The following is a 26311-nucleotide window of genomic DNA, read 5'->3' on the forward strand; positions in this document are numbered from 1 at the left end:
GTTGTATATAGTTAGTTGGTAGCACCCACAGTCGCAAGCTAGACCCTGTTTAACTGCGTTGAGCTCATCACAGCAAACTGCTGTAGATTCGGTTCACAAGTAACTACACTTTCATATTACGTTGATTTTCAGTGATTTATGGAAAGCGTAGTCAATAGTCAAGGTAAATCGCTAAAAATCAACGTACTACAAAATCGCAGTTGCCTGCATAGCAAGGTGTACTTGTAGCTTGTCGCCTGAAGCTCAAAGCTATAGTACCTAGAACCTTCTAATTACCCATGCAAAGCTTCCATGACATTCAGGCGTTTGGTATGCACCATTGGGTAAATAGAAATAATCATTGTGAGCACAAAAACAATGATTGCCTGCGTGCTAAAAATTGCCGGGTCTACCGAAAAAGGTATAATGGGTTCCATGCCATAGCCTTCCATTGCTTTGGCCATGTCGCCTGTAAGCCAGATAGGGTTCAAGTGAAGGTACCAGGCAATGGGTAAGCTGACCACAATGCCCAGTATTACCCCAATACCCGCCAGCATCAACATCTCAAAAAACACTAAAATGCCCAGCTTAAAGCGTTTCATACCTATGCCAATCAATACCCCAAACTCATAGCGGCGCTCCGAGGTCATCATAAGCACCGTACCCAAAATGCCAAAGCCTAGTATCATATAAAACACCCCTAGCATAATCTTACCTGCTTGTTTATCAGCCTCCATCATTTGTACCAGTTCAGGCGCCATTGTTTTCCAGCTTATTACTTCATAAGCTACTCCTTTGGGGGGCGTTTCTGCCAGGTTTTGCTGCAAACTCGCCCTTACCCTAGTTAGATTCTTGGCATTGTCGAGCCGAATACAATAAGTAGTCAGGCGACTCTCAGTGGCAAAAAGCGACTGTGCTGTTTTGATAGGCAGGTATACCAATGCCTTGTTGAGCTTGGGGTCTGGCATTTTTATAATACCCTTTACCAAGTATTTACCTGTGGCACTTTGTCCCTGAAACCCCTGCCCCAACAATACCAGCGAATCGCCCATTTGCACCTTTAGATATTGGGCAAGCCCCTGCGCAATCAACAGGGCTTCTTCGTTGGCTTTCGCCAAATATTTGCCCTTAACCAACTTTTTTTCAGGGTTTGATAGTTGTTTTTCAGCAATAGGGTCAATACCCATGATGAGTCCGGCGCGACTACGCTCAAGCCCTGCCACCAATGCATAGCTATCCAGTCTGGGAATCACTTGGGCGACCCCTGGTGTTTGTTTGATGGTTTGTAGCAGGGTAGGGGAGTTGGCAAAAGAATTGTCCAGGTTTTGTTCGTCCCAGTAACCCTTTTGGTGAACCTGGATATGTCCCAAAAAAGCGCCTACCATCTGATCGATGGTCCGCTCAATAGACCCCACTTTCATAGAGCGTTGCATCACTGATAAAAACACCGCAAAGAAAATGGCAGAGATAGTAATGATTGTGCGGCGACGATTGCGCCATATATTTCTCCAGGCAAGTTTTAGATACATATTTTTGTTTATTTAGTTTTTTAGTCAAGAGCTTCTACAGCCTAAAACTATTAGCCTTTAGCCCTTAGGCTGGTTTGCAGGCATGCTATCTATTTTGTAATATATTGATTTTTAGCAATATTCATTGGTATCTAAGGACTTGCGACTTGTTGCTTGAAGCTTACCCCTGTGGGCGCTATCAACTAATCAATTCACCCGCTTCATATTTTGCACTGAAAAGAATCCATCACTGATAGGCTTGTTAAACACCATTTGTTTGTATTCGAGCACTGTTTTTTGGTTAGGCTTATCCGCCGGAATCATCTCCATATAGCTAGGCAATACTCTTCCACCCAGGTTTTTTATTTTGCTACCGCGCATAGTGTTTACCAGGTAACCATCCTCGTCGTACATTTTAGACTGTAGTTGGAGGTAATCCTTCTTAGAAATCCACATTTCTACCTTGCCCCACACTACAGGTGCGTTGGGTTTAGGGGTAAGCAATACTTTATAGCAGTCACGCCCTTCCAATGTCTCCGAACCTAAAATTTTGTGGGTGTAGTCTACCACTATTGATGATTGACGTACCAGGTCATCATTTGTAAAGTCAGACCCCATCCAGGACTGATTCATCATAGAAGGAGGCATTTTTACTACCCTACCTACTTTGGGCAACCAGTTCCACATTTCTTTGCCCCGCTTCAGATAGCCACTACCCTTGTCGCGGACTGGTTTTTTTATCAAAATCAAGGAAAAGCCTTTGCCTTTGCTCCACGACTTCATCTCTACAGTTCGTCGCCATTTGGGGCGTACAATGGTCATGATCATTATGCCCTGTGAGCTTTTGCCTTGCATATGACTATCAGCTTTTTTTACAATTTCGGTGGCGTTTTGGGCTTGTATAAAATTGGCGGTTGCCAGCAATAAACCTATCAGTATCCAGCGTAATTTATTTAATTGTGCAATGTTCATATTGTATGGATAATTTGTTTTTAATGGTTAAACGTTTAGTCAATAAAAATAATTTAAAAAAACTTAGCTCATAAAGTAGGATAAAAATTCCAGGAAAAAAAATGACCAAAGTCAGGATTTTGATTGTTCAATCAGGCATGTGAATAGATTTAATTTTTTGTTTCTACCTTGTTTTATTCTGTATAACTCATACTTTGACTGACTAGTTAGTCAAAGTTAAAAGTATAAAAAATAACGGTAAATAAAATTAAAAATGTAAGTTTTTTTACCGTTTTAGGTATATACCACTATCTGGGGTTTTGCCGTTGTGCTTCATACTCATTGGCTATGTTTTCTATCACTTCATCAATAGGATAAAGCTCAGGAGCAACCAAGTAATTGAAAGAAATACCATCGATGATAGAACCTAGCTTGATGGCCTCTATCTGTGGATTGGGGTACTTCAGTTCTTCCATGACCGCCGTTATTTTATTAAACCAACGCGCCATTTCCGGAGCATATTTTTCTTTGAGGTAATTGGTATACTGAAACGACAAGCGTGTATACAATCGCCAAAACTCCTGCTCTCCCTTGAGCGAGTCGCGGGTCAGGTACAACATCTCTCTAATAATTACCTCGGCAGGGTCGGTGCTATCGTGCAGCGATCTAAAAGTACCCCCTAGTTTTTGGTAAAACATATCCAGTACCTCTTCCAATAGTTTTTGTTTGTTCTCGAAGTAGTTGTACACCAACCCCTTAGAGATATTGGCCTCTTTAGCTATGGTGTCAATACTCGTGGCTTCGTAGCCTTTTTCTCCAAACAAGCGTAAGGCTGCCCGCAAAATCTCCTCTTTTCTCTCCTGCCTTATTTCGGCAAATTGTTCCGCTGTTCTTGGCATAATGTTTTTGATTAACCGTTCAGTCAATGTAAAGAACGCAAATAAATTTCAAAAGTTCAATATTTAGGGCAAAAACTTAAATTGATTAACTGATGTTTCCTGTTATTTAATTACGAACCGACCGCAGGGAGCTCTGCTTTAGCTAATTCACGCGAAGCGACTACGGTCTATAGACTATTTTCCCTGCTTTGGTCTTAGTGAAGCGAGACCAAAGCGCATCAACGCCCGAAAGATTGTACACAAGTTGTTCGTGGTTTTTAGGGTTGGCATTGTTCAGGCTGCCTTTTTTTGGTAAGGTTGGTTTAATTACGAATGGGCGCGAGGCGATGCTTAAAATTCCAATTCAACACCCAAAAGATCGTACATAAGTTGTTTGTGGTTTTTAGGGTTGGCGTTGTTTAGGTTGCCAAGGGGTTGAGTGTGGTTGAATTTGTTTGAATGATTATGCATAGCAGCTTGTGACTCAGCAGGCGATTATTTATAAGCCACTTCCTCTACCGTTTTTACATGTTGGCGCAGATAATCAATAAGTTCCCAGTGTTTGGCTTGTGACAGGGCGTAGTCGTAGGCAGGCACCCCATTTTGTAGGGTAAACACCTGTAGTTGATAGTGGTTGGTTTGCTGGCCTCGTTCGTCGGTAGTAGTAGTCTTTTTCATTTTTACGCTGTCTATTGTTTGCCAAGGGATTTTCTCTTTTTTGACAAATACCAATTGGTATACCTGCAAATGGGTAGACGCCACCTCAAAAGAGTAAGCACTACCTAATGCATTCATCACAAAATAGGCAAAGCCCAAATACAACGTTGCCACCATAAAAATGCCCATCTCAGTTTCATTGGTAGTGCTTGTAACAATGATATATATCAAAAAAGCAGCTAACAAAGTTACCAGGCATAGTGCCACAAATAGCCCAAAATCAGCGTGGAAAATTTTCCTTTTTGCTTGAGTAGAGGCTAAATGCTTTGTTTTTCTTTTTTTGCGAGTAGGCGCAGGGGTATGTTGGACCTTGTAGAGTAACCTTTCATATTCTTGCCAAAATTCATCTTCGTCTTGATTGGCGTACTTCGTCCATAGTTTTTGGGCTTTTTGTTCTTGTGGGGTGTGGGTCATTATTTTACAAAAATTACAATTAAATTTATTTATGCTTGTGCAAAGAAAGGGAAGATCGTTGGCAAAAAAAAAGCGCAAGGCATTGCCTTACGCTAAGGGTAGTAAAGGTGACCACCTATTTTTATTTTAAATTTGAGTTAAGTATCCATAAGCGTGTGCCTTGAATCAATTATTATATAAAAATCAAGGTGATATAAGCAGTTGTATTTGCTTGCACCTGTCATATAGCTTGTCACTATACCTAAATAAGTGATTGCAGTTTCATGGCAAATTTTTTGATTTTCCCCTCTCTTTTTACCGTGAGGTATACCACATTGCCGTGTTCTCTGAATAACTGAATAATGCGGGTCATGGTCAGTTTTTTGGTAGACATGCCATTAATCGCCAACAGTTCGTCTTCGGGGAGTAGCCCCGCTTTATCGGCAGGAGAGTTTTTGTAAATCTCCATCACTTTAAATTCTTTTTTGAGCGTAAGCTTAATTCTTATACCCGATGAGTTTACTTTAAAAGCTTGTTTAAAGTAACGATTAGGCTCTAAAATCAATTTTTGGTTCGAGTAATCCAAAATCAGGTTAAAACGCTTAAGAATAGCATTGCCCAAAATGCCATCAATCTTGTCGGAGGCAAGCAGGCCTCGCTTGGCGCGGCTGAGGTTTACGGGCACATTGCTAAAATTAAAATCGCCTACTTTCATTCCTTTCAGGCGCGCCTTGAAATCGGTCACCTTAGAACTAGTCAAGCCTTGGGAGCTATGCTTTAATTTTTTGTTGAATTTTTTGAGCAATTGATGACGGTTTACAAAAGGAGTAGTCAATATCAACGAAGTACTTGCCCCGGTATCTATCAAAAACGACCCAGTCACCTTTTCACCGTTGTCGAGCGTAATGCTTGCCTTGATGCTGGGCACTGGAAACCACCAGCTTACGTCATAGGCCTTGGCATTTTTAGGAAACTGATACTGGGCTTTGTTGTAGAGTTCTAGTTGATGCGCATCGTGATTGATGCGTACGATGTATTTTTTGAGAATAGCAAAACCAACAATGCCATCAATGACTGCGCCTGAGCGTGCCTCAAGGTGCGAGAGTGACGAACCCAACAAGCGTACATCGGGTACACTCAAATGCGCTAGTTTTAATTCATTATTGGCAAAATAAGGGGTAAAGTCTTGGCTGTGGGCACTTTTGACTGGTGTAAAACCACTGGGCATCAACTTTAAGTTTTTGGCAGTACGTAGGTTGATCACCGTGCCTCCGGCACCCGTGTCAAATATAAAATTGAGGTGTTGCGAGTCGCCTACCTTTAATTTGATAAAAATATGTTCTCCCACCATTTTCATGGGCAACCTTACAGCGGCTACATTTTGGGGTGTTTTGGCGTATGTTTGAGCTTGCATCAAAAGCAAAAGAGTCATAAAGCAGGCAATCAAGCCAATTTTATTGCCTGATCTCGTATTGATCGTGTTTTTGGATGTTATCATGAGCGATGTCTTTACCTATAGTTATATAGCGTTCATTATTCATTATTGAATATTGTGCAGATTATTTTCTTATTGAAATGCGTGTGGGTAGGTATTTATATATTAGACGGGGTTAACCTATCAAAAAGTTTTAAAATAAAAGATAAAAATATGGTGTTTTTGTTAAAATAAAGTACAATGTTTGGTTTTGGTTGTGTTTGAAGTGTAAATCCCTGAAAATAAGAAAGGTAGATAAGTGGGGGAGGAGGTGATGGATTTAATCCCGACTGTTTTTTGAAAACCAGCCAAGATTTGTTTAGGTTGATTGGAACCTCTCACTAGTAAATTTATAAGCAGTTGAAAATAAATAACTTATAAAACGATTAGTTACCTGTGAACTAAATATCGACTCATTGGGGCAGTTTGCTGTGATGAGCTCAACGAGGTACTGTGTACAAAGTCAAGTATTTTAATATAACTTTTTTAAGAATTTAAGAGGTGCAGCTTGTTACCCCTTTTTTAATGCAATTAGGGTCATAAACTGTATTGTTCTTCCACAGAGTATAAATCAATATTAACAGTTTTCGTCCTACTGCAAGGGCACCAGCAGTTCCATTTCTTTTCTTAACAATCCTGTCATAAAAAGCACTGATCTCCTCAGAAGCTCTTCGGGCAGAATAGGCAGGAAAAAACAGAACACTTTTTATGTGCTTATTTCCTGTTTTTTTTATTTTTCCTGGACTTTCAATTTGTCCAGATTGTCTATGATTAATACCCAAAGCAGCGTAAGGTATAAGCTGTCGGGCATTTTCTATTTTAGCAAAATCATCTGTTTCTGCCAAAATCGTAGCTGTTACAGTATAGTGTACTCCTGGAGTGGATAACACTTTTTCTACTTTCTCCTTGATTTTTTTATTTTCCTCCTTTTGGCAGGTCAAATGCTTTTTGATGGCTTTATCAACTTGTTTTACCTGAGTTTCAACCAAAGATAAGTGTTCTTCAACCAAGACTACTCTGTACTCTAGGGTAAAACTTGCGTGTAGTTGATTCTTAAGTTTGATTCTCTCTTTCTTGAGAGTAGACCTTTCTCTGGTTAATTCCCTAAGCGCCTGATAATATGGAGAAGAAGGTTCCATAATTTCAATTGGTGGTCTGTTTTCGATGTTTGAGAGAAGCTCTCTTTATATTTTTTTGCCTGAGTTGCCAATACCACTGAAAGTTTTTGACTTGCTCATAAAGATAAATAGTCAGTTTTTCATGATAAACCTCGGTGGCCTCTACTGTGAAAAACAAGGCTGCATCAGGGTATCAATGCTCGTTCACCCATTTCAAAAAGGCTATAAAACCATTTGAAGTGTTCTTGAATTCCCGAATCCGTTGAACAACTGCCTCACGATCAATAAAGAAACTTAGGCAAACTACGAAACTGTTTTTAGCAATATCAATTCCTACATTTTGAACAAGGACTTTAAAAGTATCCATAATTTTAGGTGATTTATGGATATTAGAAAATTTTCATGCCGCCTTTATTCGTCAATCGAGATTTATAGTATAATATTAGGTACTGTGGAGACTCTGGGAAAATTACAAATAATGTCGGCAATCCCTCCATTAGGTAATTATCAAAAGATGTAACTTGTTAAACCTGCTCATATATTCTTTGCTAATATCCTAGTGCATATTAAATAAGTTGTCTATTAATTTGGATGAATTAACTACGTTGAGCTCGCGAAAAGCTCGGTTTTGTTTTCTGACGAGTCGTGAAAATGGCGGATAGTTCGCTTTTTGAATTCCGATGCATATCGGAACCTTAACTATCTAACTTTTTACGAGGAAGTCAGGGGCAAAAGCTCACAGTCCTCCGAGAACAAGCTCGGAGCTGTGAGCCGAACTTGATTCGGGGACGCCAAATAACCGAGCCTACAGCTCTGCTGTGGCGAGCTCTGCGAAGCTAATATGTGAGTAACTTAGTACCTAACGCACTAGTTAAAACACTTACCTTTTTGTACTTTTCAAAGACCTTTGTTTTTTTTAAAGATACGAGTTAAACAGGGCATAATATCGGTATTCATTGGCATTCAAGGACTTACCCTGGTTGGCTAAGAAGGGGTATAACTTTTAAAAAAGCTTTTGATTTTCATTTGAAGTACGCCCAGCAAAGCTTCTTTAAAAATACCTGACGACATTTTAGATTGTCCACGGGTACGGTCAGTAAAAATAATGGGGACTTCTTTTATTTTAAAACCAAATTTCCAAGTCAAAAACTTCATCTCAATTTGGAAGGCGTATCCTACAAAACGGATAGAGTCGAGCCCAATGGTCTGTAGTACTTTGCGGCGGTAACATTTAAACCCTGCTGTAGTATCTTGAATGGGCAAGCCAGTGATAAACCGGACATAATAACTGGCAAAATAAGACATCAATACTCTGCCCATAGGCCAGTTTACTACGTTTACTCCCTGAATATAACGCGAACCTATAGCCAGATCGTTGCCTTCTTCGCTGCATGCCTTGTAGAGGTGAATCAAGTCCTTAGGATTGTGCGAAAAGTCGGCATCCATTTCGCAAATATATTCATAATTGCGTGCCAACGCCCATTTAAACCCATGTATATAAGCTGTGCCTAGCCCTAGTTTGCCCTTACGTTCTTGAATAAAAAGGCGGTCAGGGTATTCAGCTTGTAGTTTCTTTACCATGTCTGCAGTTCCATCAGGCGAACCGTCGTCTATCACAAGGAGGTCAAACTCTGTAGGCAATGAAAAAACTTTTCTGATAATATCCTCTATATTTTCAATTTCATTATAAGTGGGTATCACTACTATGGGGTTCTGCATCGTACTTTTCTTTTACACACACGCTTTCTTTACCAACGATTATACAGCAAAACTGGGGGTTAATCAGCAGACAATCAAAGGTTTAACAGTTTTTAACTTTCGTTATATTTTGGCACCAATACTCTTGTGTTGGGCAACAGGGATCAAAAGTAGTGAAATATTGGTATTGTAAAAAGCGATTGGTAGTTTTAGGGTGTGGCGAGTGGTATTGGGCTTTACCCTATTTCAACAAGGGATTTATGATCACCCCAAACTTATTGTCTTTTTCTACCACAGTAAGCCCCTCTGAGAAACTCTTTGCGGAATCAAACTCATGAGCAATTACCAGCTTGCCAGTTTTATCAATAAACCCCCACTTGTTACTGTATTTTACCGCAGCAAGTCCTCCCGAAAACTCTCTTACATTATGTATAGATATATTTAATCACCAGCTTGCCATTACAATCTATAACGAGTAAAAACAAACCCATACCAAGCCTTAAAATTGTTGAAGGCTTTCATTCACAACTGCTTTACACCAATTATTCATTATTCATCAAAAAATCTAACACCCTTACAATTGTAGTTAGCTCTAGCTATCCATTGGCAACCCCAGGTGCATATACTTGAGCAAGCTGTTCGGCAAGTTTCTTCCCTTTTTTGATACAATCAGGCAACGACACACCATCCTTCCAGTTGGCACATACAAACAGCTGTTCGTTTTCTATCTGTTCGGCAATACGATGCGCCTCTAGTATATTGGCGTCATACTGAGGCAGCGCTTTGTCCCATTTGTGCATATTGCGGTAAATAGGGCTATTGGTAATCTGGTAGTTTTCTGAGAGCTCCTGATGCACTTTACCCAAGGTGATTTGTTCTGATTGGGTAGTATTTTGGGGCAATTGACTCCCCCCCACAAAAGTTGTAAAGAGTACTTCTTCATCGGGACAACGCCCCGGAAACACCGAGCTTGACCAAATACTACCACTGGTATACAAGCCTTCTATTTTGGGGTTTAGCCCACCAAAGCCATTCAAAAGGTGCTTTACCTCATGGCGCTTATAGGCCGAGTGTACGGCAGTGAGAGGAGGATAATATATTTTACCCAATGCCTGGCTAAACTCAGGGTAAGTGTCGCTAAGAAAAGACTGAGAGGCAGGAGCAGAAGTAGCAATCACCAACTGTTTTACATCATAGGTTTGTCCTTCATTGGTGTAGAGCACAAAGCCATTGTTATTTTTTTGAACATTGTTGATGGTTTTCCCTAGTTTTAGGTGGGTAAGCTGTTGAGCAATGCCCTCGGGCAATGTTTGCATTCCTTTTTTAAAACTATAGGGCTTGCGTCGTTCAGCGCCTTTATTTTTAATAAAGCCCTTGAGCACTGAGCCATATTGTTGCTCGTAATTGTATAACTGTGGAAAAGCCTTGGCTACCAACAGTTGATCGGGATCACCAGCATAAATACCTGCCACAAAAGGGTTGAGAGCGTAGTCTACAATTTCCCTGGAGAAACGTCGCTCAAAAAAATGAGTCAGGGTTTCGTTTTCAATCGTTTGCTTGGGTTTGTTGCGTTCTTTGAAAACAGCTACTTTGCTCGAAAAACTAAAAAAGCTATTGAATAGCAATTGTAAAGGCTTTGAAGGGAGTTTACGGTATTTGCCCGCCCTAAAAATATAACGATTTTGGCTTACATCATTACTGGGCAATAGCTCGTCTTGCAAGCCTATTTCATTGATAAACTCCTTGAGTTCGCTGTCAAGCATAATAGAGTTTGGACCCAGTTCTAGTACATAACTCTTACGGTTTATAGAGTTTTCCTGCATACTTCGTATATAGCCACCTGCTTGTTCCGAAGCTTCCAATAAAATATAAGGTATGCCGAGCTTTTGTAAATAAAATGCCAAACTTAATCCCGATATGCCCGCGCCAATGATCCCTATCATAGTGTTATGTGTTAAGTTGAAATAGTATTGAAGGAATATAACTATTTGATTTGTAGATAGCTATGTGTTAAAGCCAATGTTGGAACGAATTTATAACTTCGAACCAGATCATTTTACAAAAATGGAGGTAAAATATCCAAAACTCAAGTTTTTGGTAGTGCCATTTGCCATGTCTTGAGATGTTTTTTTAGGTGCTGGCTCAATATATTGAATGAAAAAAAGCCACTATTCTTACAAGAATAATGGCTTTGAGTGCGATTAGCAACAATAGTTGTTTATTAATTTAACTATTTTTTTGCGTAATCAACTTTTGTGTCTGGCAATGCTTTTGTCAACTGATCGGCAGCCGCCTGGCTCATGTTGGTTTTTCTTATTTTGATAAACTTCAATTGCTTCATACCATTGATAGCAGCTGGCAAATTGGTAATGGCGGTGTAGCTCAACTCCAGACGATCAAGGTTGCGTAAAGCACCTATAGTAGGAGGCAATGTTTTGAAGTTTTTGTTAGACGATACCGACAAAGACTTCAACTTGGTCAATTGCCCAATAGCGGCGGGCAAAGCAGTAAGGTCGTTGCCATACATGTAGAAATACTCCAGGTTTTTAAGTTTCGATACATTGCCTGGTATTTTGGTGATTTTGCTGTTCGAGATGTTCAACGTTCTTAGGGCGGGCATAGCCGAAATTAAATCAAAAGTACGGCTTAATTCGCCTTGCTCATACTCGTTGTTATCTAAAAACAATGCTTTTACACTTGCCAGGTTCTTTACATTTTTAGGCAGCTTTAGTGGCTTGCCTAGCTTTTGCATCCATATTTTTTGCAGCTTAGGCAAGTTTGCCAGTTTGTTGAAAGTATCTTCAAGATCAAGATTAGTACATCCGTTCAATTGCAGGTCATACAATTTCTCTAATTTGGGAGTACTTTCTGGTAGTTTTTGCAATCCGGTATTTTTACCCAAATACAACATGCTTAACTTGTTTAATTCACCCAATTCTTCTGGCAAAGCAGTCAGTTTGTTATCGCTTAGGGTAAGGTAGCGCAAGTTTTTCAGGTTTTTGATGCTTGCGGGCACGCTCGAAATCTGATTGCTCGCCAAAGTAAGATTTTTCAAGTTAGTCAACTGTCCCACTTTGTCCGACAAGTTGGTAATATCGTTGCGGTGCAAGTACAAGTTTTCTAAACTGGCCAGGTTATAAATTTCTTCTGGCACTGCCGATAACTCATTGTAGCTCAGTTTCAACTCCTTGATCTTAGGTAATTGACCAATTTCGGCAGGTATAGATCCCAACTTATTGCTTTCTACCACCAAAGTTTCAAGGTTAGGCAATGAACCTATCTCTTTAGGCAATGAGGTAAGCTTGCAACTATGCAGCGAAATGTATTGTAGGTTTTTTAGTTTGCCAATGCGAGGGTCAAGGCTAGTCATGTCGCGGTTAAAAGCCAAATCAAGTCTTTGCAAGTGCTTGAGTTTAAAGAGTTCTTCAGGCAATGCAGATAGCTTTTTTTCGCGCAAGCTCAAGTAATATACTTTGTCAGGCTCTGCCAAAGCTTCTTCTATTGATTCATATTTTTTTGCTTTGCGCAAATCTGAATCTGAAATAAGTGGTATATTCCACTCCTCTTCTTTTACGTCCGCATTTTCTGTATTATCGGTGTTTTCGTCAGTAGCTTTGCTACCACCACCACAAGAGGTAAATAGTATAGTTCCAGCAATGAATGCCAGTGATAATGTAAATTTTCTGATTAACTTCATTTGGGTGTTAATATTTAATAGGTTTAGGTACAATTGTTTATTGTCCAATATAATAAAAGGTTAACACCAAGGAGAATTTTTTTTACTTTATTTAGTCATAAGCCTTGCCTGATAGCGACTCTTTCCTGGCGGCGAGCCTACCTTGTTTTAGAATTACCTGGTAAACCATAAAGCCACTTAAATACTATTCTGCCACCTCTTTATATTGCATTTTGTGCAATTGGGCGTACCAGCCATTTTTTGCCAGTAGTTCGGTATGCGTGCCTTGTTCTTTTATTTCGCCTTTGTCTAACACAATAATTTTATCGGCCTTTTGAATGGTCGACAATCGGTGGGCAATTACTATAGAGGTACGCCCCTTCATAAGTTTTTCGATCGCACTTTGAATCAACTCTTCGGTTTCAGTGTCAACCGACGATGTAGCCTCGTCTAATACAATAATTTTAGGGTCGTACACCATAGCCCTTACAAAAGAAATAAGTTGACGTTGTCCTACCGAAAGCGTAGAGCCTCGCTCCATTACATTATATTCAAACCCTTCGGGAAGCTTCTCAATAAACCTGCGTGCGCCCACTAACTCAGCAGAAGTCAGGAGTTGGTCGCGGGTAATATGGGTGTTGCCCAGCACAATATTTTCTTTGATAGAGTTAGAAAACAAGAATACGTCTTGCAACACTACGCCAATTTTGGTGCGCAAATGTGCCAGGTCATAGTCGTTTACATCGTGACCATCAAGCAAAATAGTGCCCTTGTTGATTTCGTAAAAACGACTCAACAAGTTGATAATAGAAGATTTACCCGCACCTGTAGCACCCACCAAAGCCACGGTTTCCCCTTCTTTTACCTCAAACGAAATGTTTTTCAATACATAGTCTTCGTCTTTGTAAGCAAACCACACCTTGTCGAAGCTAATATCTCCTTTGATATGCTCAGGGGCATAATCGCCTTCATTAGGAATGTGGTCTTTGTCATCGAGCAAGGTCAAAATACGGTGCATACTTACAATGCCCATTTGCAAAGTATTGAAACGGTCGGCAAGCATACGTATAGGTCGGAAAAACAAGTTGATGTACATGATAAAGGCAATCAAAACTCCCAACGAAACCTCTTCGTGCAGTACCCCACGCGCTCCATACCAAACCAACAACCCAGTGCCTCCTGCCGAGATGATTTCTGCCACTGGAAAGTAAATACTATAGTACAACACCGACTTGAGGTGGGCTTTGCGGTGTTCGCGGTTAATTTCTTTAAACTTTTTACTTTCATTGGCTTCACTGCCAAATATTTGTACCACACTCATACCCGTGATATGCTCTTGTACAAACGAGTTGAGGTTAGACACTGCCGCGCGTACCTGGTCAAAGGCCACTTTAATTTTTTCTTTGAAAATATAGGTACTCAATAGTAATAAAGGTAACAAAGACAAACTTACCAAAGTAAGTTGCCAGTGGGTGTAAAACATTACACCTAAAATAGCAAAAATGAGTAGTACATCGGCAAGTAGTGAGGCAATGCCCTGCGAGAATACATTAGAAAGTGTTTCAATATCTGATACGTTGCGGGTAACCAAACGCCCAATGGGGGTATTGTCATAAAACTTTAAGCGCAAGCGTAAAATATGTTGGTAAAGTTGCACCCTGATGTCTTTGATGACGGTTTGTCCAAGCCAGTTAGACAGGTAAGTGTGGGCGTACATTAAAAATGCCTCAAAAGTAAGAATGACTACCATGAGTATAGAAATGTTCACCAAGCCGGGGTAGTCACCTGTTACTATGTAGTTGTCTACCGCAAACTGAATGAGCAATGGTCGGGATGGACCAAATACTGCCGTGAGTACAGTAAGGAAGATTAATAAGTAAAAATATTTTTTATAAGCCCCAATAAAATCAAAAAGTCGTCTGAATGTTTTCCAATCCAATATTTTTTTTGACTCTGCTTTTTCTTTGTCTGCCATTTTATTTATTCAATGGTTAAATTGTTGAGAGCTATGCCCGAAATTCCGTTTTTCGCGAGTTTGTATTCTCCAATTGTTTTTATGAATTGCCAAAAACCGGGAGCAATTAATTTAAATATAAGGGTACTCTACTTTTGCCAAAAACAGCCCTTGAGCCGGTACCGACCAACCTGCCTGTTTGCGGTCTTTGTTTAATATAATTTGTTCAAACTCTTCAAGCGTTATTTTGCCCGAACCTACATTGAGCATAGTACCTGTAATTGCCCTCACCATTCCTCGCAAAAAGCGGTTTGCCTGAATATAAAACACTAACAAATTTACGTTGTAGGAAGTTTCTTTTTGCCAATAAGCTTGCTGAATATTGCAAAGATAGTGGTTTACATCTGTGTGCACTTTGCTAAAGCACTGAAAGTCTTCATGCTTTAACATGATTTGGGCAGCTTTGTTCATCAAGTCTATATCAAATCGGTGGAAATTGTAATAGCTTACCCCTCTCAGAAAAGGTGTTTTTTCTTGATTGATGCGGTACATATAATGCCTTTGCGTAGCGTCAAAACGGGTGTGTGCTTCTTCGTGTACATTGATCACTCGTTTGATAGAAATGTCTTCAGGTAGTATACCGTTCATTTTCTTGGCGAAAACCTCTCCATCAAGCGTTTGTTCGGTGTCGAAATGGGCATATTGCTGAATGGCATGTACTCCGGCATCGGTGCGCCCACTGCCTAAAATATCGGTGGGTTGCCTTAACAAAACACTTAGAGCATTTTGAATTTCGGCTTGCACCGAATGGGCGTTTTTTTGAATTTGCCAACCATGGTATTGGGTGCCACTATAGGCAAGTTCCAGAAAGTATCTCAATGAATGTTAAAAATTAGCAAGTCAACCATTTTTTAGTTTAAGTGATCTGGAAAAAATAAGATGTGCCAATTCAAGAAAATATATTGTTCTCAGACGATTCAAAAAAAACGGTGCATAGCCAAAGATATGAAACTTTTTTTTTGAGAAGAATGAGGGCAATAGATACACTTTAATGGCTCAAATTATTTATGAAAGATCACTAAGTAAGTAGCAGCAAGCAGTGAGTTATATTTTAACTCTGTCTTAGTACTTATTCAGGCAAAACTATACTTTAGGATAAACACAATCAATATTACCTTTTGGGGTATTCTTATCTATTGTGGCGAAAGTAGTAATTTTTTTTGTGAAACGTTTAGGATGCTCTTATAGTATAATTATCTTATTGCCAGCAACTTAAACATACTTGTAGCTACTTATAATTGACAAAGTTAAAAAAACTGCAATGATTGCCTGAAAATAAATTAGTAAATTACGTTTTCTCGATTTTTTATATAAATAGCATTAGTACCCTTACCCTCTATTGACTATTGGTCATATTTATTTTATTATGAGATATAAAAAATAATTATTTATTTAACTTGGTAAGTTGAGCATAATAACTTGTTTAAATAATGAATAGTTTTTTGTGTTAAATAAGTAAGCTCGACTTTAGTCATTTATGCAAACAAATATGAGCCTAATGCCTATAAAAAAGCCTTTTTTAATTTTTAATGTTCATATAGTTTAGTATGACATCTAAAAATTAAATTTTGACCCAAGAACAACAAGCAGAGCTGACTTACTTTAGACTCAAGTAGGTCTTTGTTTACTTACTAATGTTTTCAAAATAAAGCATTTACTAATTCAATCTAAACCTTCATCAGCTAAAGAGTTTATTCCCGTAAAGTAGAGGTGAGTCAATGAAAGATCATTTGCTTGATTAAATTTATTCAGAAGGCATTTAAAAGACTATGAAAAAAACACAGGTAGTGCCGAAGTTTGGGTTTTATAGGCAAATCACCAAATTTTCCTGAATCGATTTGAACATTAATGAAGTCTTATTTTTAAACATATTCTAACTTAGTAAAAAAGAAAATGAATATAAAGTTCTTAGAGTTTATTGGTAGAAAATTAAGACCAATAGAGCTCGCCTTATTGTTGAAGTATTTTTTTCGGATTAAAAGAAGAACATTTACACTTGCTGATCAAAGGTCTTACTATATAGACCCCATTTCTGATTTAGGTCTAAGGCTTCAAAAACAGCAAATGTATGAACCTGAAATGAGTAAGGTTATTGCAGAAATACTAGAAGATGGAGATACCTTTATTGACCTAGGATCTAACGAAGGGTATTTTGCTATTTTGGGAGGTGAAAAGTGCGGCAGTTCTGGTAAAGTATACGCTATTGAACCTCAAGCAAGGTTATGGGGTATAATCACAAAAAATGTGTTATTAAATAATTTGACTAATGTACATTTATTGCCCTACGGGGTAGGTGCAGAAAAACAAGAACTGGTACTTCAACTATATCCATCAGTTAATTCCGGGGCTTCAAGTTTTTCTCCAAAATTTAATTTTAAAATATCTTTTGGGTGGCTGAGAAAAAAAATTTATGGAACTCAGAATTCAAAGATTGTGATATTGGATAGTTTATTACCTGTGATTTCTGATACCATCAAGTTAATTAAAATAGATATAGAAGGATTTGAATATGAAGCGTTAAAAGGAGCTTCAGAAATGCTGAAAAGGCAACTTCTCCAGTATATATTGATTGAAATACATCCAGATGCATTGAAAGGCATGAAGCAAAGTGAGAGTGATATTGACGAATTGCTAAGTTCCTGTGGGTATTCAAAAGACAAAATATCTGATAATCTAAATTTGTATACAATACAATAATGAAAACGTTTGTAGTTAGTTTAAAAAGAGCAAAAAATAGGTATGCCTATATACGACAGCATGTTGCGGGAAGAAAATTAGATTATAAAATTATTGATGCAGTTGATGGTTCTTTACTTACAGAAAAAGAGATCGAAGAGAACTGTAACATGGAACAAGTAGATAAATATAGGTGGTGGTTGAGTAATGGAGCTATTGGTTGTGCCTTATCTCATTTAAATGCTTATGAGGAGTTTTTGGCAACAGGAGATAAAGCTGCATTTATTATTGAAGATGATGTCTTATTGCCTGAAACAATAACTGATTTGTTGTTGGAGATAGAGAATGAAATAAAACCAAGTGAGATTATCCTGCTTTATTATGCTTCATTTGCTCCTGCTAAGTTTAGTACAATTGGTGAGAGAAAACTGTCTAATAGTGGACTTTATTATCCAATAGATCCAAAACAAACGATTACTGCTGCTGCATATGTTATTGGAAGAACAGCTGCTTTAAATTTAAAAGAAAATATTAGACCTATCGAAGTAACAGCAGATTCTTGGGAGCATTATTATGCAAAAGGTTTCTTTGAGTCGTTGAGAGTACAATATCCTTCGTTTATCTCAATAAAAAATTTTAAATCTTCCATAGACTATCATGAATTTGGTAGCATCAAGCACAAAATATCTACATTTATCAATGACTACAAAATACCTGTATTGTATCAATTATTAAAACATAAAAGGAAAAAGCAGTTGGATAAAATGCTTAATCATTTTTCCCTCACCGATGAACCTTCACCTATCTACCAGAAAATGCTTAATCAATAAGTTTTTTATTTTACACTAGTGCACTGGGGATTAAATAAATGCGCTATTTATTCGAGGGTATTTTGTTTGCTGACGCACTTCAAAAAGTGCGCAGAGTTAGTTTACAATTCCGATGTATATCGGAACCGGAGCTACGCAAACTTTTTGAAGTGCGTCAGCGAGCTAAAGACTCCGAATAACCGAGCCTATTTCTAAATCCCGATTCATTTCATCGGGGCAGCTCTGCTGTGGCGAGCTCTGCGAAGCTAATGTGGTAGGAATTTAGTTTCCAGTGCACTAGTACACCAACTCTTAGGGATGGTGTAAAAATAAAGTTCTATAGTAACGTCAAAATATTTTGTTGGCAGGAGAGGCAGGGCAATATCCAGTGGATGTTGAGCCAGCCCTGCGGGACAGCGGCATAGCAGCGCTACGGCAAGTTTTTTTTAACGAATTCTGTCAGCGAAAGATGACGTTAAAAATGTAAATTTATTTTGGTACTATTCCTTAAATAGATAAGTAGAAAAACCGGGAAGCATTTGCAAAGAGAAACGACCTACTTCCTGTTCTGGCAATTGACAAAGTTAAAAAACTGCGATGATTGCCTGAAAATAAATTAGTAAATTACGTTTTATATACAAATCAACAAAAATAAAAGGCAATTGGGGAGTTTAAGTATTCAAGACCTATTATTGACACCTATCTACTTGAGTTTTATTCTATTGATTACTTTGGGCATCAAAAGTAGTATCAAAGATAGAAACATCAGGGGGTATTTTATGTGGGGAATATGGTTGAAAATTTTTGGTGCTATTGCCTTGGGCATCATTTATAATACCTACTACGGGGGCGATACCAACCTGTTTTTTAGCGATGGTGGTATTATATGGCGTACCTTGATTGACTCACCCTCTATGGGCTTGCGTCTCATGTTTTTTACCAAAGCGGGGGACAACTCTCCTGAGTTATTTCAATATGTCAACCGTATTTATTATTACATAGATCCCCACTCGTTTGCGGTACTGCGCATATCTGCCTTTTGCGATATTTTCTCTTTTCATACCTACACCATCAACGCCGTGTTTTTTGCCATTGTCAGTTTTACTGGTATATGGTGCATGTTTCGGGTGTGGTACCATTTGTTTCCTCAATTGCTCAGACCACTTACTGTAGCCATATTCTTTATACCTTCGGTTATTTTTTGGGGGTCTGGTTTGCTCAAAGACACCATTACTATAGGGGCGTTAGGTTGGATGTTTTACGGTTTTTATTTTGGTATTATTTTGCGCCGAAAAATGCTCCAAAATATTTTATTACTGTTGTTGGGTGCTTGGGTAAGCAATGCCATTAAACAATACGTGTTACTCATATTTTTGCCTTCGGCTTTGCTGTGGTTGTTTTTGCAATACCGTAACCACATCAAATCTCGTCCTTTACGTATTATTATGTTACCCATATTACTAAGTATAGCCATTCCTGCGGGTTTTTTGGCGGTTACCCAAATAACTGGCGAGCAAAGTCAATATAGTATAGACCAAGTAGCAAAAAATACTAAAATTAATTCAGAGTGGTTGGAGTATGTATCGGAACAACAAGGAGGTTCAGGCTATAGTCTGGGTGAGCTAGATGGTACTATAGGCAGTATGTTGACTAAGTTTCCGCAAGCGGTTTGGCTGGCTTTGTTTCGTCCTTACTTGTGGGAAGCCCGCAACCCTTTTATGTTATTGTCAGCATTTGAGTCTTTCTTTTTCTTGTTGCTCACCCTTAAGGTATTACTTTCGGTGAACCCAGGGCGTCTTATTGCTGCTTTTGTGGCAAACCCAGTATTGATATTTTCGTTGGTTTTTACGGTAGTGCTTGCTTTTGCTTCGGCTATTTCGTCCAACAATTTTGGTACAGTAGTACGCTACAAAATCCCCTTTATGCCTTTTTACCTTGCTTCGTTGTATGTGTTGCGCTACAAGCTAAAGAACAACCGGAAGTTATTTTGATTAGATTTGACCGAATAGTGTTGCTCTACATGATGGCGGGCAGCTTGCCCCAGCATAGTCCGTAGCTCGCTCGATTTCAATAGTTTTTCCAAGGCTTCTTGCCATTCTTGGGGCGAATCGCAAACAAAACCATTAACTCCATCTTGTACAATACGTGTATTTACTCCTACAGGGCTTACCAGTGGGGGAACACCCAACGCCATATATTGCAATGCCTTAAAACCACACTTCCCCTTTGCCCACTGGTCGTTGGTGAGTGGCATCACCCCAATATTAAAATGAAGCAAATCATCTATTTCGGTTGCCTTGTTCCAGGGTACGTATACCAATGATTTTAGATTAAGCATAGGTGCTTGGTTGGCAATTACCCAAAACTCAAATTCGTAGCGGGTTTCTAAGTCGCGAATAATGGGTTCGAGCCCCTTCAGGTAAGGCAAAGTAGAGTGACTACCTGTCCAGCCTATTACCAATGTTTCTTGGGTTTGATCTTTAGTGTGGTTGTGCAAGTGTTGCGTGTCGATAGTAGTAGGGTTGTATACTACATGGGGGTTAAACTGGCGGGCATAGTTACCCAGATACTCGTTGCCCACGCTTACCTTGTGCGCCCATTGGCATATAAGGGCAGTTTTTTGATGAAATTTGATTTTCGCTACCAATGCATTTTGAACCGAAGTGTTGGGCAACCATATTGCATCGTCAAAATCATAAATAATTTTCTTGCGCCAAACCTTGGCTATGATCCACTCAAACAATGGGTAGCCTATGGGAGCCGCTTCGCGGTGAATAAATACAAAGTGGTACTTACCCAAAGTAAACATCAATGCCCAACGTTTGACAAACCCCCACAAAATGCCCCAAGCCTTGCGGAAATAGTTGCCTGATTTGTACAAAATAGCCCAGGTTTTGGCATCCATAAAAGCTGCCTTGCGAATGGTAAACTCTTCTTTTGGTAAATCGTCTATATATTGTTCAAACCTAAAGCGTTGCGAGGGAGCTACTCCAGCAGGATAGGGATAAATAAAGAGAATTTTTTTCATGGGTAGTTTTTTCTTTTTCTGGAGCCATTAGCCTTTAGCTTTTGTTTGACTGTTTGTAGGGAGCCCTTAGCCTTTTTGTTCTCTGTGTAGTTTTAGCCTTTAGCTTTTGTTTAACTGTTTGTAGGGAGCTTTTAGCTTTTTCTTGAACTATGATGAGCCTTTAGCCTTAAATTATCATATTTGCGAATTAGTGAGGAATTGGTAACCCGCAGTTTCAGCGTCGCTTCGCGCTCATTCGTAATTGAACCATTCGTAATTAGCTAAAGCAGAGCTCCCTGGGCTAATTCGTAATTAAAACCCTACCGCCTATTGTCATTATTGGCAAGCATGCTCAAGTAGCTTTCGTAACGATCGGGGGCAATCAAGCCCTCTTCTACTGCTGCCATTACTGCACACTGAGGTTCGTTTACATGGATACAATCATTAAACTTACATTCATTCAACAACGCCCTCATTTCGGGAAAGTAATGCCCCAATTCCTGAGGTTTAATATTGAGCAAACCTAATTCGCGGATGCCTGGCGTGTCGATGATAAAACTATCGGGAAAAATTTCGTGCATTTCGGCAAAAGTAGTGGTATGTACGCCTTTGTGCGAAAAGTCAGAAATCTCAGAAGTCCTAATGTCCAGCTCAGGCGCAATGGCATTGACCAAGGTAGACTTGCCCACACCCGAATGCCCCGAAAGCAGCGATTTTTGGTTGTGCAACAAGCTCTTAAACTCTTCCATTCCCTGCCCCTCGGTTGCCGAGGTCAAAAAACACTCGTAGCCCAAAGGCTCATATACCGCCTTGAGATAGGCGTATTCTTCTAACATCGCTTCGTCGAGTAAATCTACCTTATTGAAAATTATTTTGGTAGGAATACGGAATGATTCTGCACTGACCAAAAAACGGTCTATAAAACCCAGCGAAGTTTTAGGGTAAGCCAACGTAGCAATCAAGATCGCCTGATCGAGGTTGGCGGCTATAATGTGTCCGTGCCCAGTTTTGTGTACCGATTGGCGAATAATGTAGTTTTCTCTGGTCTCTATTTTGGTAATCACCCCTGTACCTTCGCCAGCATCTTCCATTTCATACACCACCCAGTCGCCCACCGCCAGCGGGTTGCTCACCTTGAGTCCTTTTATTTTAAACTTACCTCTGAGGCGGCACTTGATAATCTCTCCTGATTCTGAGCGTACATCATACCACGATCCAGTTGATCGCATGACAAGTCCATTCGGCATATTTTTTTGTTTTTTAGTTAGACGATAGCCCACGGTATTCAGCTGACCGTTGACTATTGGCTAAAAAGCTATTTCTTATAAATATTCTCTACAAAATATTGATATATCTTATCGGAGCTACCCAGGTTTGCTAGTACATACTCGGTGCACACCTTGGCTGCTTTGGCTCGTTTTTCTTCGTCAAAATACAAGTCATTCATTACTTGACTAAGCTCCTCAGTATTGTTAATTGAAAAAGCCCCCCTCAAGTTTACCATATCAATTGCTTCCTGATATTTGTCGTATTCTTTGCCAAAAAGCACTGGGGTATCAAATACCGCAGGCTCTAGAGTATTGTGCAATCCTTCGCCAAAAGCCCCTCCAATGTAGGCAAAATCAGCATATTGATACAGCCCGGCAAGCATGCCTATAGTATCCAGTATGAGTACATCGCTTTCACGAAGTGCTTGTTGTACGGCTTCGTCATCCAGTGGTTTATCCTGAAAGTGGGTATACCTGACACTTTTTTTATTAAGCGTATCCTGCAAACGTTCTATTTCCTGATCGTTGATTTCGTGTGGAGCAATAATGGTTTTGAGTGGAGCCCCAAAATCGTTTAGAAAGGGGATTAATACCACCAAATCGCGCCACCAACTGCTACCTACTACCAAAGTGAGTTGCGTATTCACAAAAGTTTCCACAACGGGGAATTGCTCTTGTTGATCGGCAATGGCTTTTACCCGGTCAAAACGAGTATCGCCGGCAATGCTTACACTTTGTACTTGAATGCTTTGGAGCAAATCTACTGATGCCTGGTTTTGCACAAAAATGTGGGTATAGTTGCGAAGTACTTTGCGAAAAAAACGCCCGTAAGATTTAAAGAAAAACTGTTGCTCTCTGAAAATAGACGAAAACAAGAGCATGGGTACATTGGTTTTTTGGGTCTCGTTTAAGAAGTGATACCAAAACTCATATTTGACAAAAAAGACTGCTTGGGGGCGTACAATGCTCAAAAATTTCTGAGCGTTGCGGCGGGTGTCCAGGGGCAGGTAAAACACATAGTCGGCTTGGTCATAATCGTGCCGTATTTCATAGCCTGAAGGTGAAAAAAAAGTAATGAGAATCTTGAGTTCAGGGTGGTTTGCCTTGATGTGTTCTATTACGGGGCGTCCTTGCTCAAACTCGCCCAATGATGAGGTGTGAAACCATATCACCGGATCAGTATTGCCCTGAAAAGCGGTATTTAATCGTGCAAAAAGGTTTTTTCTGCCTTCAAGCCAAAGCTTTGCCTTGGGGTTAAAAAAAGAAGCGACCCAAACGGCAAACGAGTAAAAACGTATCCCTAAATTGTATAAAAATAACATAAATTCGAAAAGTCCAACGTACCTAAGAGGTGAATTTGTGTATCAACTTGCAAATATGTCACTTAAGTTTGGGGTTTCAAATTTGGGTAGCTGTTTTGAGGTGCTCAAAAAGAGAAAGGTAAGGAAAAAGAAAGAGGAGGAATAAAATAAAAACATCGAATAAGCAAGCAACGCCACCTATCCGATGTTTGATATACTTGACCAAATGGTTAAACAGCCATTTCAGCTTTCCAGTTGGCAAGGCAAATTTCGCCGTTTACCTCAAAGTTGCGCAAAGCATCCAGCTCGCGTAGTACGCTTGGTATGTTACGGGCAATCGTGAAAAAGTTGTGTGACTCGTGCATGACCGTACCCTCTTTGTTGATGATGTAAGTACCACGCAAAGCAATGGGTGCGCCCACAAAAGTAGCGTTGCCTTCGTCGTCGAGATCGCCATAGCCAGCCAACACCCCAAAGTTAGAGGCAATGGTTTTGGCGGTATCGGCTATTATCGGGAAGGTAACCCCTTCAATTCCGTTTTTGTCACGAGGCGTATTTACCCAAGCCTGGTGCACTTCTTCGGTGTCGGTAGAGCAAGCCACTACTGCGGCCTCTTTTTCGGCAAAAGCAGACAGGCTTTCTTCCAAAGCCCACATTTCGGTAGGGCATACTCCCGAAAAATCTTTAGGATAAAAAAACAACACAACGTATTGTTTGCCAAGGTATTGCTCCAGTGAAAAATTTTGAACAATTTCACCGTTTACCAAGGCAGGGGCAGTAAATTTAGGGGCTTTTTGAAGTAATAATGACATAATTGTTTTTCAGTTTAAGAGTCTGTTTCAATTTTGTTTTTATTCTTCTCAAGTAAACAATAAAAGCAGAGAAATGTTAGCGGAGCAGATAGTTTTTAGTTATAAAAATACAATTGGGCGATTCAGGCGGACAGCTTTGAATGATATAAGGTTGTATTGTTGATGCTTTTGAAGTCTTTTACTAAACCCTATAAACTCAGCGGAAATGCTTAGACTTAAGTGAAAGGAGGATAAACAAATGTATTAAGCATCAAACAGCCTGTTTTCCAGTAATTCACGAAACATATACTACACTTCCTGTTTGAGCCAACTCATTGCTTGTTCTTCAGAATCAAAAAAAGCGGACTCAAAAGTTTGGTGTTTTGCATCATTTATATGTTGTTGGAGCGATACCTGAGCAAAGATATCGGAGGTTACCAGAAAAGCTTTTCGTTTGACATTGGCTTTGGGGTAAATGATAAAAACCTCATTATCAAACCATTCTTGTAACTCAGGAGCTATAACAAAGTTAAAGTTAGAACTGTCAATTAAAATTCTTTGTGGTTTGTGTACTAAAATAAAATCTAAAGATTTTTTAATTTCTGACTTAAGCGTTTCTTCATCGAGACCAGCCGTAGAAGGTTGCCAACGGATAATAATCATTGTATCGTCTGCCTTATATTCGATTGATTTATACTCAGATTGATATAGAACCATAGTCTATTAAATATGTTGTTTCAAAAAATATTACTTAAAGTTAGAAAAACAGCCTGGTCTGAGATGAAATCGGAATTTATAAACTTCTGAGGAGCGTTCTGGAAAGGATTACTATAACATTCAGCTATGCAAATGTTTTTTCGTTTTTACTGAACTACACTAAGACAAGAAATATACCGTTTTTTAACAAAATTTCGCAGAATAGTAGGTTATCCAAAAACAAGACAAATGACTGTACAAATCATCAAAGCCAACATAGATGATATACCCAAGCTTAACAAAATAAGCATAGCCTCGAAAAAACACTGGGGCTACCCCGATGCTTGGATAGCACAATGGCACGAAGCCTTAACTATAAGTCCCAATGACTTGGTGGAGAGTATTATCTTCAAGGCAGTATTGGACAGCGAAATCATAGGCTTTTGTGCTTTATGCGAAACTCCAGAAAACTACGAGGTGCTGCACCTATGGCTTGATCCGGCATATATTGGCAAGGGATACGGCAAAACATTGCTTACCGAAGCCTTGGCACGGGTAGCCGTTCAGCCCAAAGACATTATTGTAGAAGCCGACCCTTATGCGGAGCCTTTTTATGCCAAAATGGGCTTTGTTACTATTGGGCAAGTAGCAGGCACTTATCCACCAGGCAGGGTATTGCCTTTGATGAGGAGGGAAAGATAGTAACTACTTGAGTGAAAACTCGATATCATTCTTCACTAAAGAGGTAACATTAATGGTAGGTAAAAGAAATTGGTTAAGCTTAGTATTTTCAGTTTTTGCGTGTAAAACGCCTCTTGTTGAGCCGACTGTTAGCATAGCTAAATGAGCTAGAAACTCTTTTGAAAAGGTTATTTTAGCTTCATTGCATAAGTTATCCCAAGATTCGTTAGCTACCCCGAAATGGCAACTTACTTGTATTTTGATAAAAGTTTTTTTTTCTTGCTCAAACATAAAAGTTGCCAGTACACTGAGTTGTTTTTGTATTGTATTTACTTTAAACTCAAGGTTTGTGATTAAACTAGACTTGCTACCTTCAGCAAAATTTTTTTCAAAAGTGGCAAACTGTTCTGTTTTTAACGCGAGCAAGGCAAAACTTATATTCTCTTGTCCATTTTATATTACTTGTTTATAAGAGTTATATTCCTCTGGGGTTACCTGAAATGTTTTTTGTGAAAGCAATATACTTTTACTTTCAGTAGAAGGTGTATAGTCAGGTAGTTTGTATTGATTTGTGTTAATAATTTGTACAGTGTTTTGTTTCATTTTTAATTGCTTTTCATAGTAGGTCGCAAGTATTGGTATGTTTAATATTTCTTGCAACTTAACTTGTGTTTCC

24 protein-coding genes are annotated in these 26311 nt (G+C 39.2%); 4 read left to right on the forward strand and 20 right to left on the reverse strand.

Features of this window, described 5'->3' with window-relative positions; all coding sequences use genetic code 11:
* Window positions 1-272 precede the first annotated feature (272 nt).
* From M23134_RS26010 to truA, 13 genes are all read right to left on the reverse strand, one after another.
* Window positions 273-1508: an ABC transporter permease gene (locus M23134_RS26010; protein ID WP_002701309.1), complete on the reverse strand. Its 1236-nt coding sequence runs from the start codon at window positions 1506-1508 to the stop codon at window positions 273-275.
* A gap of 186 nt (window positions 1509-1694) precedes the next feature.
* Window positions 1695-2459, reverse strand: coding sequence for an outer membrane lipoprotein-sorting protein (locus M23134_RS26015; protein WP_002701310.1), 765 nt, complete (start codon window positions 2457-2459; stop codon window positions 1695-1697).
* Window positions 2460-2746: 287 nt separating this feature from the next.
* The gene (locus tag M23134_RS38920) at window positions 2747-3337 is read right to left on the reverse strand and encodes a TetR/AcrR family transcriptional regulator (protein ID WP_002701313.1); all 591 of its coding nucleotides are present in this window, start codon (window positions 3335-3337) and stop codon (window positions 2747-2749) included.
* Between the two features lie 474 nt (window positions 3338-3811).
* Complete coding sequence (locus M23134_RS26025; protein ID WP_002701317.1) at window positions 3812-4447, reverse strand: hypothetical protein; 636 nt, start codon at window positions 4445-4447, stop codon at window positions 3812-3814.
* Between the two features lie 241 nt (window positions 4448-4688).
* Window positions 4689-5924, reverse strand: coding sequence for an aspartyl protease family protein (locus tag M23134_RS26030; RefSeq protein ID WP_082226701.1), 1236 nt, complete (start codon window positions 5922-5924; stop codon window positions 4689-4691).
* 470 nt (window positions 5925-6394) lie between these two features.
* Entirely contained in the window at window positions 6395-7039 is a 645-nt protein-coding gene (locus tag M23134_RS26035) for an IS110 family transposase (protein ID WP_002701323.1), read from the reverse strand.
* Between the two features lie 172 nt (window positions 7040-7211).
* Window positions 7212-7385 (reverse strand): hypothetical protein, encoded by a 174-nt coding sequence (locus tag M23134_RS41400; RefSeq protein WP_157558654.1) that lies wholly within the window; start codon window positions 7383-7385, stop codon window positions 7212-7214.
* A gap of 617 nt (window positions 7386-8002) precedes the next feature.
* The gene (locus tag M23134_RS26040) at window positions 8003-8737 is read right to left on the reverse strand and encodes a polyprenol monophosphomannose synthase (RefSeq protein ID WP_002701329.1); all 735 of its coding nucleotides are present in this window, start codon (window positions 8735-8737) and stop codon (window positions 8003-8005) included.
* A gap of 220 nt (window positions 8738-8957) precedes the next feature.
* Window positions 8958-9155, reverse strand: a complete 198-nt coding sequence (locus M23134_RS42785) for a WG repeat-containing protein (protein ID WP_082226703.1) — start codon at window positions 9153-9155, stop codon at window positions 8958-8960.
* 157 nt (window positions 9156-9312) lie between these two features.
* The gene (gene hemG, locus M23134_RS26045) at window positions 9313-10659 is read right to left on the reverse strand and encodes a protoporphyrinogen oxidase (RefSeq protein ID WP_002701331.1); all 1347 of its coding nucleotides are present in this window, start codon (window positions 10657-10659) and stop codon (window positions 9313-9315) included.
* Window positions 10660-10946: 287 nt separating this feature from the next.
* Window positions 10947-12413 carry a leucine-rich repeat domain-containing protein gene (locus M23134_RS26050; RefSeq protein ID WP_002701333.1) on the reverse strand — a complete coding sequence of 489 codons (1467 nt, stop codon included), beginning with the start codon at window positions 12411-12413 and terminating at the stop codon, window positions 10947-10949.
* A gap of 184 nt (window positions 12414-12597) precedes the next feature.
* Window positions 12598-14367: an ABC transporter ATP-binding protein gene (locus M23134_RS26055; RefSeq protein ID WP_002701335.1), complete on the reverse strand. Its 1770-nt coding sequence runs from the start codon at window positions 14365-14367 to the stop codon at window positions 12598-12600.
* 111 nt (window positions 14368-14478) lie between these two features.
* Window positions 14479-15225, reverse strand: a complete 747-nt coding sequence (truA, locus tag M23134_RS26060) for a tRNA pseudouridine(38-40) synthase TruA (protein ID WP_002701337.1) — start codon at window positions 15223-15225, stop codon at window positions 14479-14481.
* 1074 nt (window positions 15226-16299) lie between these two features.
* Between truA and M23134_RS26065 the strand changes: the two genes are divergently transcribed.
* The 3 genes from M23134_RS26065 (at window position 16300) to M23134_RS26075 (ending at window position 19882) form a co-directional block, all read left to right on the forward strand.
* The gene (locus M23134_RS26065) at window positions 16300-17103 is read left to right on the forward strand and encodes an FkbM family methyltransferase (RefSeq protein ID WP_002701339.1); all 804 of its coding nucleotides are present in this window, start codon (window positions 16300-16302) and stop codon (window positions 17101-17103) included.
* The gene (locus M23134_RS26070) at window positions 17103-17912 is read left to right on the forward strand and encodes a glycosyltransferase family 25 protein (protein WP_002701341.1); all 810 of its coding nucleotides are present in this window, start codon (window positions 17103-17105) and stop codon (window positions 17910-17912) included. The genes M23134_RS26065 and M23134_RS26070 overlap by 1 nt, the downstream gene beginning before the upstream one ends.
* Before the next feature lie 641 nt (window positions 17913-18553).
* Entirely contained in the window at window positions 18554-19882 is a 1329-nt protein-coding gene (locus M23134_RS26075) for a hypothetical protein (protein WP_002701342.1), read from the forward strand.
* Here the strand turns inward: M23134_RS26075 and M23134_RS26080 are convergent.
* From M23134_RS26080 to M23134_RS26100, 5 genes are all read right to left on the reverse strand, one after another.
* The gene (locus M23134_RS26080; RefSeq protein WP_002701343.1) at window positions 19849-20919 is read right to left on the reverse strand and encodes a glycosyltransferase family 4 protein; all 1071 of its coding nucleotides are present in this window, start codon (window positions 20917-20919) and stop codon (window positions 19849-19851) included. The genes M23134_RS26075 and M23134_RS26080 overlap by 34 nt on opposite strands.
* A gap of 299 nt (window positions 20920-21218) precedes the next feature.
* Window positions 21219-22145, reverse strand: a complete 927-nt coding sequence (gene rsgA, locus M23134_RS26085) for a ribosome small subunit-dependent GTPase A (RefSeq protein WP_002701344.1) — start codon at window positions 22143-22145, stop codon at window positions 21219-21221.
* 68 nt (window positions 22146-22213) lie between these two features.
* Window positions 22214-23488, reverse strand: a complete 1275-nt coding sequence (locus M23134_RS26090) for a 3-deoxy-D-manno-octulosonic acid transferase (RefSeq protein WP_002701345.1) — start codon at window positions 23486-23488, stop codon at window positions 22214-22216.
* 209 nt (window positions 23489-23697) lie between these two features.
* Window positions 23698-24279, reverse strand: coding sequence for a peroxiredoxin (locus tag M23134_RS26095; RefSeq protein WP_002701348.1), 582 nt, complete (start codon window positions 24277-24279; stop codon window positions 23698-23700).
* Window positions 24280-24567: 288 nt separating this feature from the next.
* Entirely contained in the window at window positions 24568-24975 is a 408-nt protein-coding gene (locus tag M23134_RS26100; protein WP_045114355.1) for a hypothetical protein, read from the reverse strand.
* Window positions 24976-25203: 228 nt separating this feature from the next.
* Between M23134_RS26100 and M23134_RS26105 the strand changes: the two genes are divergently transcribed.
* Window positions 25204-25656, forward strand: coding sequence for a GNAT family N-acetyltransferase (locus tag M23134_RS26105; RefSeq protein WP_002701352.1), 453 nt, complete (start codon window positions 25204-25206; stop codon window positions 25654-25656).
* A 3-nt stretch (window positions 25657-25659) separates the two neighbouring features.
* On the opposite strand, the gene M23134_RS26110 is transcribed toward M23134_RS26105, so the two are convergent.
* Together M23134_RS26110 and M23134_RS26115 are read right to left on the reverse strand one after the other, a co-directional pair.
* The gene (locus M23134_RS26110) at window positions 25660-26061 is read right to left on the reverse strand and encodes a hypothetical protein (RefSeq protein ID WP_198145094.1); all 402 of its coding nucleotides are present in this window, start codon (window positions 26059-26061) and stop codon (window positions 25660-25662) included.
* Window positions 26062-26088: 27 nt separating this feature from the next.
* A partial coding sequence (locus M23134_RS26115) for a hypothetical protein (RefSeq protein ID WP_045114357.1) occupies window positions 26089-26311 on the reverse strand: 223 nt, incomplete at its 5' end.

It is taken from the genome of Microscilla marina ATCC 23134 (assembly GCF_000169175.1).
GTDB lineage: Bacteria > Bacteroidota > Bacteroidia > Cytophagales > Microscillaceae > Microscilla > Microscilla marina.